The organism is Microbulbifer maximicatervae (SeqCode), from assembly GCF_052467325.1.
In genome coordinates, this window is record NZ_CP174310.1 from 642,994 (window position 1) to 658,057 (window position 15,064).

Sequence of the window (15,064 nt, forward strand, 5' to 3'; positions counted from 1 at the left end):
AATTCTATTGTTTGACCTTAATGCAAACAGCAGCGTTTAAACTTTTTGCCGCTGCCACACGGGCAGGGATCGTTGCGGCCGGTTTTGGGGTCGGCTCGATGGGGGGCTGTTGCTGGCTCCGGGGCGCGCTGTTGCAGCCAGTGGTGGTGGAGGGCGCGGGCGGCGGGTTCTATTTGGGTAACGGTTTGCTGATACTCGGCCTTCGTCAAGCCCCCAAGGTAATCGAAATGTTCCTCGCGGGCGTGCAGGGCGATGGCTTGCAGTTGGGTGTCGAGTTCTGCGGGCAGGCTGGGCCATTGGCCCAAGTCGACACCTTGCATATAGCCGAAACACCATACCCCTGGGAAGGTAAAAGAGGCTTCGCCATCTTTCTCAGCGATATTGAATGGGGCCTGGAACTCTTCTGGGGCTTCCATCAGCACCATGGCATTACTGTTCATCAGCTGGAACAGCAGCGCCATAAAGCGCTGCATCTCCTCCTCGGACTCCCACTCCGGCTCGTTGCCGGGGCCGCCCCAGATTTCGGAGAGCCAGCGGCTGGGGGGAATCATCTCCGGGCCGGACACCAGGGCGGTGAGAAAGCCGTCCAGCTCGCAGATATCCAATATTGAGTCGTCGTTGCCGTACTTGTGCAGTACTTCGTCTATATAATCCAGATCGGCTTCACTGATGGGCGCATCGAGATTGACGGTTTCGCTAAAAGTCATTGGGCATTCTCCACTTGGACCCGGCGCTTGCCGGTAAGCAGTTGCTGCATCAGGGCTTTTTTCTCCTGCTTTAGGCAGTCGAGTTTTTGTTGCAGGGTTTCGATTTCTTGATCGGCGCTGGATAGGGTTGCGGCGATTTTTTGTTGTTCTTCCAGCTCAGGAAGTTTCAGTTTTAAACGTTTGAGCTTTGCTTTGTTTAATGTTTTTCCTTTGACAGCTTGATCAATCTCTTGATCAAAATCTACTATTTCCAGAGCTTGATATAGATAGTCGTGGTAAAGTTGGTCATTATTATTAATAATGAGAGCGCATATCGCTTCATTAGTGAAACAATCCTCACTTAAAATCGCTCTACGCCCGATAGTTAGCTTAAAACTCATCACGATGGTTCCTGATGGTATCAGGGACACGCTACTATTTTTTGCACCTAAATCAGATATATATTCGGATGTGTCGGATATCCTTGAGCTTTTTAGATCTGCTATTGAAAGCCATTGATTATTAGTTGTTTTTCCTTCATCCCAATAATTAGGGTTTGAGCGAGAAGGTGTACCACCAATCTCTATATTCAAAACATCATTGAACGTGACAACTGTCCACTCCGCACTAAACCGAACTCCATTCTTATCCCGCAGGCGCTTTTTGCCGGTGAGCAGTTGCTGCATCAGGGCCTTTTTCTGTTGGCGGCTGTTGGCGAGCAGTTTTTCGCTGGTGTCGATGGCCTTATCCCAGGTGGATAGGATATGGGCGATCTTGTCTTCCTCTTGCCTTGATGAGGCTATTACTAGTGGAAGCTCATTAAGGATTTGGGTATTCATATTGGGCATGGTTTGCCCAACAGAATTTTTTTCAAGCCATTTTTTTACCGCTTCTTTTTGTAAAAAATAGGATAAAAAAGCTGGCGAGTGATTTTCGCTTGGCCTTGCTTTTAAACAGCCTGTTCCGCAGATCGAACCTTCTGATAACTCATCAATAAGTGCAAATTTTGTAACATCGCCTCTACGACTAAATAAGAGGTCTCCTTTTCTTAGGAGATGTTTTTGCAGAGCCGCAGCTTTTGAGTTCGATATTTTTGCAGCACTCTCTATGTTCGCTCGGCACTCGGTGAGATCCTTAGGCATTAATACCGGAACTCCCGAATTTAAGTACTCATGAGAGTGTAATTGGCTTCCAAATGGACCTGTTTGTAAATTTCCGCTACAAACCTCACCGAGACTGGTGATCTTCCACCCCTTAGGCACCATAACCCAACTCCTGCAAATACTGCTCCATTTCCCCCTCCAGCTCGCTTAACTGGGCTTTCAGCTGCTGCCGCTCGGCGCGCACGGCCAGCAGGTCGATCTCTTCCTCCTCTTCGAAGGTATCCACATAGCGGGGGATATTCAGGTTGTAGTCGTTATCCTGAATTTCCTTGAGACTGGCCACATAGGCGTATTTGTCCAGGTCGGCGCCCTGGCGGTAGCTGGCCACTACTTTGTCGATATTGTCCTGGGTGAGCAGGTTCTGGTTTTTGCCGGCTTTAAATTCCCGCGAGGCATCGATAAACATGACGCTGTCATCCTGCTTGTCGCGGGCGAAGATCAGGATGGCGGCGGGGATGCCGGTGCCGTAGAAGAGTTTTTCCGGCAGGCCGATCACCGCGTCCAGCAGGTTTTCCTCAATCAGCTGCTTGCGGATCTTGCCCTCGGCAGAGCCCCGAAACAGCACGCCGTGGGGTACCACCACGCCCATGCGTCCGCTCTTGGGATTGAGGCTTTCGATCATATGCAGGATAAAGGCGTAGTCCCCCTTGGTTTTTGGCGGTACGCCGCGATGAAAGCGGCCGAAGGGGTCGTTGCCGGCTTCGTCGTGGCCCCATTTGTCGAGGGAAAAGGGCGGGTTGGCGGTGACGATATCGAACAGGTCCAGGTTGCCGTTTTTGTCCAGCAGCTTGGGGTTGCGAAGGGTATCGCCCCATTCGATTTTGTGGTTGTCCTCGCCGTGCAGGAACATATTCATTTTGGCCAGAGACTAGGTGGAGCCGATGGCTTCCTGGCCGTAGAGTTCGTACTGCTTGCTGTTGTGGTGTTCCCGCACCTTGCGCCCGCACTTCATCAGCAGGGAGGCGGAGCCGCAGGTAGGATCGCAGATGCGGTCGCCGGGGCGGGGGTCGAGCAGCTCGGCGATCAGCTCGGACACCTCCGGCGGGGTGTAGAACTCACCGGCCTTCTGGCCGCCGCTGGCGGCGAAGTTCTTGATCAGGTATTCGTAGCCGTTGCCGATCACATCCAGGTTACCCACGCGGCTGGGACGCAGGTTCAGCTCGGTTTTGGCGAAGTCTTCCAGCAGGTGGCGCAGGATGGTGTTCTTCTGCTTTTCCTCGCCCAGCTTGTCGGTATTAAAGGAGATATCCTGGAACACGCTCTTGCCGGCGTCCTTGAGCTTGGTGCCGTTGGCCTCTTCGATGGCGTGCAGGGCCCGATCGATACGCTCGCCATTGCCGGGCTCGTGGCGGTGCTCGTACAGGGTGTAGAAGCTGGCACTGGGCGGCAGTACAAAGCGCTCGCTCTTCATCATCTCCTCGATCAGCTCCGGCTCATCGCCGTATTCTTCCACATACTCCTCGTAGTGGTCTTGCCACACATCGGAGATGTATTTGAGGAACAGCATGGTGAGGATAAAGTCTTTGTAGGTGTCGGCGCTGATGGTGCCGCGAAAGGTGTCGCAGGCATTCCACAGGGCCTTGTTGATACTGTCCTGACTGATTTGTTCGGCGGCGCTATTGCTGCTCATGGGGTGCTTCTTGTCCTTGGTGTACTGCTGGGGCGCTGTGGCCCAGTTGAATTCGGTTTGCGCTGGCATTGCTACAGGTGTTGTCGCGGGCGTTGTTACCCGGTTTTACGGTGCTATCTGTTTGGGTGGCTCGCTGGTCGGGCATGGTCGGGAATTGGTTGCCCGATGGTGCGAGAGCTTCCCAGATAAGACCGGGCCAAACCCGCGTTGTGCTAAATGTTGGGGATGGTGATTCAGCTGCCGGGTGGCGTCAAGGGTTGTAGGGCAGCCTGTCTCTTTAGGGGAGTTGAGTTGGTTGTTTATTGTTCAGTGATAAGTGAGGACAATTAGTGAGATGCAATCTGGTTTGGAGGGGTTGGCCTGTCTGGTTGCCCCTTTTTAGAGTGAGGGATTTGTAACTGCTACTGGTGCGCTATTCAATTTCAGCAGCCATCAATAGATAGCTGCTGTCGAAGAGTTCAAACCTGTCAGAGCTGAAATGCTCTCTTTAATTGGTTTTGGTAGATTCAACAATGATTGAGATAGGCATCCAGCCTAGATAATTGTGGGCATTTTCATAGTGGTCCATACCAACTTCCCAGGTGCGCGTAATAACACCATCAGAGCTGTTGGTGGATTTCCATATGACTCGGACGTAGCCGCGAGAGGTTGCATCGGACTGCTCGGGCAAGCGTTCTTGGCAATTAATCCATTGGGGCAATTCTAAGTTGGGTACACCTTTGGCAGAGGGTGACAGATCTTGGCTCAATGGAAGTCTCCAGTTCGAATTTTTAAGAAATATATCAGTTTTTCTGCCTTTTTCTAGATTGTTTTTTTTAGGCGTCCCTATTTTTTATTTTTAAAATTTATTCGGGTATCGCTTTTAGATTTATTCGCTGATTTATGGTAGTTGTTTTTTGCTGTCAGTTTGAAAAAGTACATTATGTGTAACCATTTTTTGTTCGGTCTTTGGGGGTAGGCTTGATCAAACTAAAGTGGATACCTCTGATATTTAAGTTGTATAGAACTTTCAGCTCGATGGTAGGCTTGTTTTTATTAGAGGAGAGTGTTTATGCAGAAAAACTTGGGTGCAACAGCATTAGCTTTTGTAAGCTTCTTTGCTGTAATAAATTACGCTAACTCTGAAGATAAAAAAGTGGGAGAGTTAAGCATTCTCACTAGTCCATTCGACTACTGTGCGGCGGTGGTAAATGATGACAACCCAGTTCAGCGCTTTGCCGGCCAAGCTATGCCGCAGGAAATCGTTGATGGCATTAGAAAAGCCGCCAATCTCGATGCAGAAGCACCTGAAGATTGGGTCGCGAGGGGGACCTATTGGCGATGTATGGATGGAAGTGTCTATGCCTGCTTTGTTGGGGCTAATCTCCCCTGTGATGAGAAAGCTGACGCTAGTCGGGAGCCGAGTAGTGCGATGCTTTCATATTGCAAAGATAATCAAAGTTCCACGACCGTTCCTGCGGTAGTGGCTGGCCGTGCCTCTATGTATGAATGGCGCTGTAGGTCGGGTGCCCCGGAAATTATCAGGCAGATTTCTAAACCCGACGCCCGGGGCTTTTTGTCTAATTATTGGTATCGGTTAGATAGGCCTGTTTCTGTTGAGTAGGGAAAGCCTATAATCAGAAGGCTTTCTCTTTCCGCCTACCTGTAGATTATCCCTGTCCTTCCATCTTTTCATTGTCCATGCGCTTGGCGAGTTTGTGACCCTCGTCCGACTGCCCAATTTTCCAGTAACTGGAGATATAAATATGGGTTTTTGGAATTACTCTTTCCTGCTTAAAAAATTGCCGTAGGGTACGCATGCTGTCGAATTCACAGGCGGCCCATACGGAGGCCTGTCCATCGAGCCAGGTTAGTGTTTGTAATTTTTCCAGTAGTTTCTCGCCGGATGGAGCCGGATTGATAATCCATTGGATTTGCAGGTTCTCTGGGTGTTCCAGCTCCTGAATATCAGCTTCACTGGAGACCTCAATTAATGCGTAACCTTTTGCATCCTTGGGTAGCTCCGCAAGGTTTACGCTGATGGCTGGCAGTGCAGTCATGTCCCCCAATAGTAAAAACCAGTCTGCCTCGGGATTGGTCATTTTTTTGGGGCCGGGGCCGCGGGTTAAGATCGTATCGCCAGGCTGCGTTTTAAGTGCCCAGCTTAGAGCGGGCCCTTCGTGTTCATGCAGGGCGAAGTCGATATCAATTTCAGTTTCACGCTGGTGTCTGATGGTATAGCTTCGCAATAGCGGGCGCTCGCTTCCAGCTTGTGGAAACAGAAATTTGATATAAGCGCTTTCCTGGTTGGGAGCGAGAGTTTTTAGATCATCGCCACCGAGGGTGATGCGCAGCATATTTTCAGTAACTTGTGTCCTGCGAATAACGACCAGTTCTCTGGTAACTTTCTCGGCCATAGGGTTTAGCTCCTTTCGTCAGGGGTGGAGTGCTCTTTCATATTGGCGACCATAACGCTGGCAATGCGGGCGAAGTTTTCTAGCTCTTCAGTACTCAAGTTGCGAGTCATTTGCCTGGCCACTTCAGCTTCTTGTCCGCTTACTTTTTCCAGCGTGCTTATTCCGTCTGTAGTTAGTGTCAAAAACTGGCTGCGCCGATCATTGGGGTTGTCGGTCTTTTCGATTAGCCCCGAGTGCACCAGGTCGTTTAGCACTCGTGTTACTTGGGCTTTGTCCAAATTCATCCGCTGGGCAATTGACCGGGCAGTACTCAGTGGAAATTTGAAGACACCTTTGAGTACCCGTATATGGCTCACCGGCAAGCCAATTTGCTGCTCCTGTATACCAGCTCGCAAACGCCGTTTGTAGGCGTGAATAAGCTGGTGGAGGGATTCATTGATTGCGGTATCGTTCATGGCGCCATGCTAACTGGTTGATAGTGTCAACTTTATTGATATTGGTTGACTCTGTCAACCATATGGAGGTTGCCAAGTTTCTGATTTGCTGCGTATTGGTAATCTGCTCAGTAATGAAAGAGGCAAGGTGGCACTTGTTGAGAGGTGTTAGCTCTGGCAGAGAACGCTCCTTTTAGTTTCTAAGATAACACGTGAGTAGCTCATGGTGTGCCACTGATCCCACTTCTGCCTTACGAATTTGTTTTATTGCTAAGTTGAGTATTTTTACTTGTTTTCAGGTTGGCAGAACTTTTAATAGCTGCTTCTTTTTATTGTGCCTGGGCATATCCTTAAGTGCCTTCTTGGCTAATCATTGAGTAGGTATAGTGTTTAATTAATTGGGTGTATTTTGTGTTTTTCTATCTTCTGTTTTTTCGAACTATATCCACAACAAATGAAAGGCTATAAGTCTCCGTTAGCCCAAAAAATCTGGTTGTTATTTGCTGGTTGTTTTGTGTCAAATTAAAAGTGGCTGGATTTTCGGGCGGCTGGTATTTTGCTTGATGTAAATCAATATTTTTTGGTGTATTTGTGTCACGGTCGTGCTTGCGGGAGTTGGCGAAAGTGCAGGGGTGTATCTTGCGAGTATGCTGTTGTCAGCTCCTCTAATTTATCGGCGTCCTTAAATTTACCTGATTCTCTTGTTTTAAATTATAAGTGCAGGGGTATATTTCGCCTATGGTTACCATTCTTCGTTTTTCGCTTTATTAGTATCGGAATCTCAATATTGCTTCGGATTGAAAGATCCGTAATGGTTTTGGGGTGCGATTTAGTTTATCTAAGTTCCTATTCTACCGTGTGATATTTTGATGTGGCGTAACGGTATGGGTGTGAATGACTGGTTTTTGTGCTTCATGGTTTCGATTGATCGGAGCAATTGGTTAGATCTTTCACTGTGAGTGTATGTATTCCACGTATGTTCTTACGACTCATCGTTCTGCTGGCAGGATGTTTGCTCTCGTAGGTTTTTAATTTGCGTGAATATGGAGGTTTTCTACGCTAATTTCGACCAAGTCATCATTGATGGGTATTTACCTGAATTGCCGATGCTTTCATGCTGATTTCGGGCTTTAGGATTCAATTCTATATCAGGAAGTCAAAATACTACGGGCAAGAAGTTTGGAGATGATAAAATGAATATAGGTAAGGTGTTAAAGTATAGAAGTTTAAGATTGGCTGCCCTTGTTGTAGTGGGAATGGCTTGGGGGATGGGGACGCCAACTCTAGCGGAAACGGATGTGGAGCTTCCGGTAGAGCATGCAACACTTACTGCGGCTCCCCTTGTTCCACCTCCAATTACTCGAGATCACCCAGCCAAAGTTATTGTCACCCTTGAAACTATAGAAAAGGTCGGACGCTTGAGTGACGGCGTTGATTATACATTTTGGACATTTGGAGGTCAGGTACCAGGCAGTTTTATCCGCATCAGAGAAGGGGATCACGTTGAGTTTAATCTGAATAATCACCCTTCGAGTAAGATGCCCCATAACATTGATTTACACGCGGTTACCGGTCCGGGGGGTGGTGCGACTTCTTCCTTTACCGCTCCAGGTCATTCCTCACGCTTTTCATTTAAGGCGCTTAATCCAGGTTTATATGTCTATCATTGTGCTACGGCACCGGTAGGAATGCATATTGCCAATGGTATGTATGGGTTAATTCTTGTTGAACCTAAAGAGGGTTTACCTCCGGTCGATAAAGAATATTACATAATGCAAAGTGAATTTTATACGAAAGGAAAGTATGGAGAAGAGGGCCTACAGCCCTTTGATATGGCAAAAGCGCTTTCTGAAACACCCGATTATGTTGTATTCAACGGAGCTGTAGGAGCAATAGCGGGTGATGAGTCGATACGTGCCGAGGTTGGTGAATCTGTTCGCATATTTGTTGGGAATGGAGGGCCCAATCTGGTTTCTTCGTTTCATGTAATTGGGGAGATTTTTGATAAGGTTTATGTTGAGGGCGGTGATATGGTAAATCACCATGTGCAATCAACACTTATTCCAGCCGGGGGTTCTGCGATCGTAGAGTTTCTGGTGGATGTTCCAGGTACATTCATATTGGTTGATCATTCAATATTCCGTGCATTCAATAAGGGTGCTCTGGGAATGTTAAAAATTGATGGTAGCGAAGATCTGGCTATTTATTCAGGCAAGCAAAAGGATAGTGTCTATCTTCCAGAGGGGGGAGGCATTCAGAGTATTTCTGATGCCAGTGCAGTATCTATCAAGGCTAAAACCAAAGAAGAGCGCATACTGTTTGGTGAGCGTACTTATGCACAAAATTGCATGGCCTGTCACCAGTCAAGCGGCCAGGGTATTCCCGGTGCTTTTCCACCGCTGGCAGGATCTGACTATTTACTTTCAAAACCCGACCGCTCAATTGATATCCTACTTCATGGGCTTTCAGGGGAAATTGTGGTTAGCGGTCAGACTTACAATGGTGTAATGCCTGCTGTGCAGCTATCTGATGAAAGTATTGCCAATGTTTTGACTTATGTGTTGAACAGCTGGGGCAATAATGGCGGTGAAATACTGCCTGAGCAAGTTATTGAAAGACGTACTCACTAAGACTTTTGCGAGATTCATAAAATGGTTGTTAGGTGCATGGTGAATACTGCTCTATTAGTCTGTTTCTTACTGATGTGCCTACCATTTGCCGCGCAAAGTGCTTCTACAAGTCAGTCGCTCGATGATAAGAGTAAAGGTGAAATGGTCTATATAGCTGGAGGGAGCTATAGACCGTTTTTTAAAGATGTAACTGACTCTTTGGTTGTCGGGCCTTTTTTGCTTGATCGCTATGCGGTAACAAACTCTCAATACTATTTATTTACTCTAAAGAACCCCAAGTGGAGTAAAAAAAATATCAAGCCCGTGTTCAGTGATGGGAATTATTTGCGCCAAATGAATTCTTTGAGTATGAATGATCTGGCTGATGTGCCTGTGACCAATGTTTCCTGGTTTTCTGCGCGGGCTTATTGTAAATCCTTGGGTAAGCGTCTGCCGTCACTTGATGAGTGGGAGTATGTTGCACGTGCAAGTGACGATAAGGTGAATGGTCAGGATGACCCAGAATACCGTCAGCAAATCCTTGAATGGTACTCAAGGCCTGCAAATGAATTGTTGCCTAACGTAAAAGATACTCCTGCGAATTATTGGGGGGTACATGGGATGCATGGGATTGTCTGGGAACTGGTCAATGATTTTAATACTGCGTTAGTTACAGGGGAGTCTCGAGGAGATTCACAGTTGGAACAGTCACTATTTTGCGGTTCTGGATCAGTTTCTTCTGTCGATCCCGGCGATTATGCGGCGTTTATGCGTTATGCCTTACGTAGCAGTTATCAAGCTATATATACAATGCGCTCTCTTGGATTTCGTTGTGCGAAAGATGTTAATTAAATTGTAGTCTTCATAGTATTTCCGATATGGCTGGAAGCGAGGTTAATTTCAGTTCCTACAAATCATAATATTTATGATGTTGCGTGTGATTGAGAATGTCGGGAATAAGTCGTACTAATTCTGGAGGTTGAAATGAGTCAGCTAAGTATTTTTGGCAGGACCGCCATATTTATTTTTTTGTGCCGGAGTGGCCGAAGTCTGAATCGGTTGATTGGGCAAGTTGTTAAATCAAGGGGGAATAACCCGTGGTGTAGAAAGATTACTTTTATTTTTTTGATAACACTCTTGCCTGTAGCTTCAGCTTGGTCCCAGTCGAAGCTTCCTGACGATTCTGTTTATCATGTGGCATCCAATTGGTTGGATCAAAATAGTCGAACAATCAATATCTCCGATTTGCAAGGCAAAGTACAGGTTATATCTTTTGTATATACCTATTGTGAGCACAGTTGTCCGGTTATTCTCGCCAATTTGAGGCAGATTGAGAAGAGTATTTCTAATGTCGATAAGTTGAATACGCAGTTTCTACTTGTTTCTCTTGATCCAGGGCGTGATAGTCCCCAACAGTTGAAGCAATATATGCAGGATAAGGGTTTAAGTGAATGTCGGTGGATGATGTTAAACGGTAATCCTGAAGATGTGCTTGAGCTTTCTGCATTGCTGGGTGTGCGTTATAAGCCCATGAATAATGATAAAAAATATATTGCACATTCTAATATGATTACTGTGCTAAACCAGCAGGGAGAAATCAGCTATCAAATGAAGGGGGTGAATGATGGTGTTGACGACGTGGTTTCTGCAATTTCTAAAGTGGTTTTAGCAAGCTCAGGAGAAGTGGATGAGCAAGTAAATAACGATTGTCCTGAAGAGTCAGTGGATTGACATAGCACAAGAACCGTAGTGGATGATTAGCTGTGTTTTCTGCTGCTCATAAATATTGGTGGTTCAGGGAGGAAAGTTACCAAGTTAATTTAAGTGTCGTCAGCGGAGGTTGGTTGTGGATCAAAGATTGGGGATCAATCAGCCATCTTAAATTGAGTCATTGCGAATGACAGAGCAAGTCTTAATTTAATTGCGCATATTCGCAGTGATTAATAATCCCTGAGAGGGGAAAAGTTATGAATAAACACAAGCTAACTGTTATTGCACTGTTTATTGTGCTAACTGCTTCATTCACTGTGTTATTGAGTTTGGGGAGCGATATCTATAGGGAGAAACCTCCGATTCCTGTGGCATATGTCGATTCAGGGGGGCAGATTGTTTTTAGCCGGGAGGATATAGAGCGAGGGCAGCTAGTATGGCGCTCTATGGGGGGGCACCAGTTAGGATCGGTATGGGGGCATGGGTCCTATGTTGCTCCTGACTGGACAGCAGATTGGCTACATAAAGAGGCGCAGGCTTGGTTGGACATTACAGCGCAGCGACGCTATGGAGAAAACTTTTCTGACCTTAGCCCCGAGATTCAGGCGGGATTGGAATTGAGTCTTCGTAAGGATATGCGTCAAAACACTGCGAATATGTCCGCTACGGGAGAGACCTCTGTCTCGCTGTCGACGACTCGTATTCAGGCAATTGAAAAAGTGAGTCAGCACTACATCTCGCTTTTTGGCAGCGATCCTGAGAAGGCCGCATTGCGTGAGCAGTACGCTATGAAGGAAGACACAGTGCCTTTACTTGAGCGCCGTAAACAGCTTAGCGCATTTTTTTTCTGGGGAGCATGGGCGGCCATTACTGAGAGACCTGGGCAGAAATATACATATACTAATAATTGGCCTTTTGACCGGCAACTTGGCAATACACCGACACCTAGCAATATTATTTGGTCAATACTTAGTATTGTTACCTTATTAGCCGGAATTGGTGCTCTGGTGTGGCATCATGCCAGTGGCAGGCATGAGTCTTTGCCTGTACCCGATAAGCAAGACCCATTATTTTTTACCAAGCCCACCAGGTCGCAGAAAGCCGTTGCCAAATATTTCGCTACCGCAATTGCACTATTTTTACTACAGATTTTTATGGGGGGAATTACTGCACATTATGCCGTAGAAGGGCAAAATTTCTATGGTATTCCCCTGTCCGAAATGTTGCCTTACTCGGTTGTCCGTACTTGGCATACCCAGCTAGGTGTATTTTGGATTGCGACGACTTGGCTTGCTACCGGTTTGTATATTGCACCGGCCCTTTCGGGACATGAATCTAAATATCAGTACCTGGGTGTTAATCTGCTTTGGATCGCTTTAGTCGTGGTTGTTGTTGGGTCCATGGCCGGTGAATGGTTGGGAATTCAGCAATATTTTGACCTGGACACGAATTTCCTGTTGGGGCACCAGGGATATGAGTACATCGACCTCGGTCGAATATGGCAGCTATTGCTATTGTCGGGGCTGGTAATCTGGCTGTTGTTGGTAACAGCAGCGATTAAACCGGCATTTGCCACGCAAATTGAAATAAGGCCAGTAATGTGGGTCCTCTATGGTTCTTGCGTTGCTATCGGGCTCTTTTATGGTGCCGGCCTCTTTGCTGGGAAGCATACTAATCTAGCAGTTGCTGAATACTGGCGCTGGTGGGTAATTCACTTATGGGTTGAAAGCTTTTTTGAAACTTTTGCAACTTCGGTGATCGCACTTATGCTTGTGCGGCTTGGGCTTATACGAGCCAGCAGCGCCAATGGTGCTGTGCTGTCGGCCACGGTGATATTCCTTAGCGGCGGCCTTATTGGAACGTTACACCATATCTACTTCACTGGAGTTCCGACCTCTGTTATAGCTTGGGGGGCCATCTTCTCGGCACTGGAAGTGGTTCCACTGGCACTCATTGGCTTCGAGGCTATTCAAAGTTATCGCATGCACAATGCTGTCCCTTGGATGGCGCGGTACAAATGGGCCATTCTCTTTTTCGTAGCTACAGCTTTTTGGAATTTGGTTGGTGCGGGCATTCTAGGATTTTTAATCAACCCCCCGATCTCGCTTTACTTTGTACAAGGGCTAAATACTACCGCAACTCATAGTCATGGAGCCTTGATGGGTGTCTACGGAATGCTGGGTATCGGATTAATGCTATTCTGTTTGCGGGGCCTGAATACCAATTTGGCCTGGAATGGCGTGTATCTAAAGGGCGCATTCTGGATGCTTAACCTGGGCCTGGCTGCAATGCTATTTATGTCGCTGCTGCCTATTGGTCTAACCCAGTTCTTTGCTGTCCTAGAGAATGGTTATTGGTATGGTCGCTCCCCGGAGGTTATTCATAGTCCCTTAGTGGAGAGCTTGGTGTGGATGCGTGTTCCAGGGGATGTTATTTTTGCTATCGGTGGCTTTCTACTGGGGTTATTCCTTATCGATTTACTGAAGAAATCTCTGCTTGATAAGCCTAAAGCTCCTGCTGTGGAGGGGTTAGCAGAGAAAGCCTCCCTTTAGGCCGTTAAAGCTTTGGGAAGACTGGCACACGAGGTTGCTCTCCAGAATTTCCAGGGTGCTACGGGAAGGTGATTCCCTCCCGTAGCACCGGTAGCTGATTGTTACCAAGTTAAGCTGATATCGGTTCCATCAAACTGTACATCTGAATCGTACACATACTTCAAGGTACCTTTCCAGAAGGAGCCGTGCCATTCCCAGTCGGCATCGTAACTGACTTCATTGAGCACCTTCTGTCTAAAAGCATCAAAGCTCCCGTAGCGCTCTTCACTTCCCATAATGACGACCCAGGTCTGCTCGTTCCAATCACAGGTCACAGTGTTGGAGTCACCGTTGCCACAGGGGTAGCGGACGGCAACGTATCCATCATCTTCCCTACCAAACTTCCAGTTACCGCTGCGGGACTCCTCCTCGAACTCTTCGGGCCACTGTAGAGCGACATCGGAGCCGCCGGAGTGAAACAATTCTATCTCCGGGTAGGGGTTGTATTGGATCACGGCAACATTGTTTACCTGCTTTATCTTAGGTAGGTGGTCATTTTGCATGGTGCTATTGCCGTCGCCGACTTTTGCCCAGATAGACTGGAAGCCGGTGGTGGCTATCCAGGGGGTTTGTTGGTAGCCCTGGCGGCCTCCCCAATAATTCTGGATGGAGTGCATCATAACTCCACCATCTTTGTATATGGAGAAGTTAGCCGAGGAGAGGACAGAGCTGCGGCTGAATACAGCCCCCGCCTTGGCGGCCGCAGGGGCGGCTGCTTCCGATAGTCCCAGGAACTGGTCAAATGCTTTGAGCCCCTCATAACCTTCGAGTTGGTATTTGCTGGCGAACCAGGCGGTATCCGCTGCGACATCGGGGTGGAAGTAGGCTCCCTGGCTCCAATAGAAGGGTACGCGCTCTTCCCGGGGAAAGTCTGCATAGATCTCGTTTCTGGCATCCCCCAGCGAATGACCGACTGAATAATTTATGTTGAGATCTTTACCGAAATATTCGAAAACCTCATCGGTGATTTCCAACCCGGATGTGGCGAGCATTACGCCGGCGGGACTGGGGGTGCGTACTGACTCTTTGCCCAGACCTGTCAGGAGGTAGATAATCCGGTTGATATTCCCTCCGGACCCATTGCGGCGGTAGCCGTCATTACTGCGCCCGGCTGCGGCGAAGTTGATCCCCTGGTCGTTGGTCACCAATAAAATATCTTGCAGCAAGCGATGAGCAGCGCCGATTGCAAGTTCACGGATTTCCTCATCCTCTGCAAAGTCTACGAGGTTTAGCAGTGCCGAGAGGGTATAGGGGTAGTAAACAGGGGAGTAGAACTCATAGAAACCATATTGGTTCTTCACTTCCAGATAACGCTTTAGGCGCTTATAAGTTCTGTCGTCCTCAAATGCCCCATATTTCTCCTGGAGGAGATATTGGGCAGAGGTGTACATGATCATATGGTTTTCTGAAGCAAAAACATGGTCACCCGTCCCGCCTTCTTTAAACCAGAAGTGATAGCCGTCGAGTGCGGCAAAGAGTTCGTCTTTTATTTCGGGGCGGAAGAATAAGATGCGGATTAGGCGAGTGAGAGTGAAGTCAGAATTTTTCTTGCCGCCGTTGCGGAGTACATCCAGGTTCTTATTTAGCGCATCCCAGTTGAGATCATCACCGGTGTATGCCTGAAGTACGACGGCAGTATCGTTGGTGGAGGTGACTCCTTCCTCAATATATTGCAGCTGCCTGTCAATATAGGCGCTCTCATCAAAGGACTGGGCTTGAGACGTCGCTGACTGGATCGCCAATCCTAATAAAATCGGGTACAGCACTCCTGCTGATGGCACTTTCATAAGCACTAGTTCCTTTTTGGTTTTAATTAATTTATAAAATAAATACAAGCGTACCACT

12 protein-coding genes and 1 pseudogene are annotated in these 15,064 nt (G+C 47.6%); 5 read left to right on the top strand and 8 right to left on the bottom strand.

Translation table 11 applies throughout. From position 1 onward, the window contains the following. Positions 1-17 precede the first annotated feature (17 nt). The 5 genes and pseudogenes from ACJJIE_RS03180 to ACJJIE_RS03200 all read right to left on the bottom strand — a co-directional run bounded on the left by ACJJIE_RS03180 (position 18) and on the right by ACJJIE_RS03200 (position 4,227). Positions 18-707 (bottom strand): UPF0149 family protein, encoded by a 690-nt coding sequence (locus ACJJIE_RS03180; protein WP_444893518.1) that lies wholly within the window; start codon positions 705-707, stop codon positions 18-20. Then, the gene (locus tag ACJJIE_RS03185; protein ID WP_444893519.1) at positions 704-1,951 is read right to left on the bottom strand and encodes a restriction endonuclease subunit S; all 1,248 of its coding nucleotides are present in this window, start codon (positions 1,949-1,951) and stop codon (positions 704-706) included. The genes ACJJIE_RS03180 and ACJJIE_RS03185 overlap by 4 nt, the downstream gene beginning before the upstream one ends. Further along, positions 1,941-3,479: pseudogene (locus tag ACJJIE_RS03190) on the bottom strand (type I restriction-modification system subunit M). Before ACJJIE_RS03190 ends, ACJJIE_RS03185 begins: the two are co-directional and overlap by 11 nt. Further along, on the bottom strand, positions 3,466-3,624 hold the full coding sequence (locus tag ACJJIE_RS03195; protein WP_444893520.1) for a hypothetical protein: 159 nt from the start codon (positions 3,622-3,624) through the stop codon (positions 3,466-3,468). The pseudogene ACJJIE_RS03190 and the gene ACJJIE_RS03195 overlap by 14 nt, the downstream one beginning before the upstream one ends. 342 nt (positions 3,625-3,966) lie before the next feature. Next, positions 3,967-4,227, bottom strand: coding sequence for a hypothetical protein (locus ACJJIE_RS03200; protein ID WP_282932355.1), 261 nt, complete (start codon positions 4,225-4,227; stop codon positions 3,967-3,969). A 303-nt stretch (positions 4,228-4,530) separates the two neighbouring features. On the opposite strand from ACJJIE_RS03200, the gene ACJJIE_RS03205 reads away from it, so the two are divergent. Further along, positions 4,531-5,082: a hypothetical protein gene (locus ACJJIE_RS03205; protein WP_444893521.1), complete on the top strand. Its 552-nt coding sequence runs from the start codon at positions 4,531-4,533 to the stop codon at positions 5,080-5,082. Positions 5,083-5,128: 46 nt separating this feature from the next. Here the strand turns inward: ACJJIE_RS03205 and ACJJIE_RS03210 are convergent, their stop codons facing one another. Further along, positions 5,129-5,875, bottom strand: coding sequence for a siderophore-interacting protein (locus ACJJIE_RS03210; protein ID WP_444893522.1), 747 nt, complete (start codon positions 5,873-5,875; stop codon positions 5,129-5,131). Between the two features lie 5 nt (positions 5,876-5,880). Next, the gene (locus tag ACJJIE_RS03215) at positions 5,881-6,330 is read right to left on the bottom strand and encodes a MarR family winged helix-turn-helix transcriptional regulator (RefSeq protein ID WP_444893523.1); all 450 of its coding nucleotides are present in this window, start codon (positions 6,328-6,330) and stop codon (positions 5,881-5,883) included. Between the two features lie 1,172 nt (positions 6,331-7,502). On the opposite strand from ACJJIE_RS03215, the gene nirK reads away from it, so the two are divergent. From nirK to ACJJIE_RS03235, 4 genes are all read left to right on the top strand, one after another. Next, on the top strand, positions 7,503-8,939 hold the full coding sequence (gene nirK, locus ACJJIE_RS03220) for a copper-containing nitrite reductase (RefSeq protein ID WP_444893524.1): 1,437 nt from the start codon (positions 7,503-7,505) through the stop codon (positions 8,937-8,939). Between the two features lie 36 nt (positions 8,940-8,975). Then, positions 8,976-9,770 (top strand): formylglycine-generating enzyme family protein, encoded by a 795-nt coding sequence (locus tag ACJJIE_RS03225; protein WP_444893525.1) that lies wholly within the window; start codon positions 8,976-8,978, stop codon positions 9,768-9,770. Between the two features lie 132 nt (positions 9,771-9,902). Next, positions 9,903-10,649, top strand: coding sequence for an SCO family protein (locus ACJJIE_RS03230; RefSeq protein WP_444893526.1), 747 nt, complete (start codon positions 9,903-9,905; stop codon positions 10,647-10,649). Between the two features lie 236 nt (positions 10,650-10,885). Further along, positions 10,886-13,180: a nitric-oxide reductase large subunit gene (locus ACJJIE_RS03235; protein ID WP_444893527.1), complete on the top strand. Its 2,295-nt coding sequence runs from the start codon at positions 10,886-10,888 to the stop codon at positions 13,178-13,180. Positions 13,181-13,281: 101 nt separating this feature from the next. On the opposite strand, the gene ACJJIE_RS03240 is transcribed toward ACJJIE_RS03235, so the two are convergent. Beyond that, a complete protein-coding gene (locus ACJJIE_RS03240; RefSeq protein ID WP_444893528.1) occupies positions 13,282-15,006 on the bottom strand; it encodes a hypothetical protein in 1,725 nt (574 codons plus the stop codon). Positions 15,007-15,064 lie beyond the last annotated feature (58 nt).

Bases quoted from the DNA above. Each gene is read 5' to 3' on its own strand.
- ACJJIE_RS03215 (WP_444893523.1), bottom strand. From the start codon at position 6,330: ATGAACGATACCGCAATCAATGAATCCCTCCACCAGCTTATTCACGCC.
- ACJJIE_RS03225 (WP_444893525.1), top strand. From the start codon at position 8,976: ATGGTGAATACTGCTCTATTAGTCTGTTTCTTACTGATGTGCCTACCA.
- ACJJIE_RS03180 (WP_444893518.1), bottom strand. From the start codon at position 707: ATGACTTTTAGCGAAACCGTCAATCTCGATGCGCCCATCAGTGAAGCC.
- ACJJIE_RS03230 (WP_444893526.1), top strand. From the start codon at position 9,903: ATGAGTCAGCTAAGTATTTTTGGCAGGACCGCCATATTTATTTTTTTG.
- ACJJIE_RS03185 (WP_444893519.1), bottom strand. From the start codon at position 1,951: ATGGTGCCTAAGGGGTGGAAGATCACCAGTCTCGGTGAGGTTTGTAGC.
- ACJJIE_RS03235 (WP_444893527.1), top strand. From the start codon at position 10,886: ATGAATAAACACAAGCTAACTGTTATTGCACTGTTTATTGTGCTAACT.
- ACJJIE_RS03205 (WP_444893521.1), top strand. From the start codon at position 4,531: ATGCAGAAAAACTTGGGTGCAACAGCATTAGCTTTTGTAAGCTTCTTT.
- nirK (WP_444893524.1), top strand. From the start codon at position 7,503: ATGAATATAGGTAAGGTGTTAAAGTATAGAAGTTTAAGATTGGCTGCC.
- ACJJIE_RS03195 (WP_444893520.1), bottom strand. From the start codon at position 3,624: ATGCCCGACCAGCGAGCCACCCAAACAGATAGCACCGTAAAACCGGGT.
- ACJJIE_RS03240 (WP_444893528.1), bottom strand. From the start codon at position 15,006: ATGAAAGTGCCATCAGCAGGAGTGCTGTACCCGATTTTATTAGGATTG.
- ACJJIE_RS03210 (WP_444893522.1), bottom strand. From the start codon at position 5,875: ATGGCCGAGAAAGTTACCAGAGAACTGGTCGTTATTCGCAGGACACAA.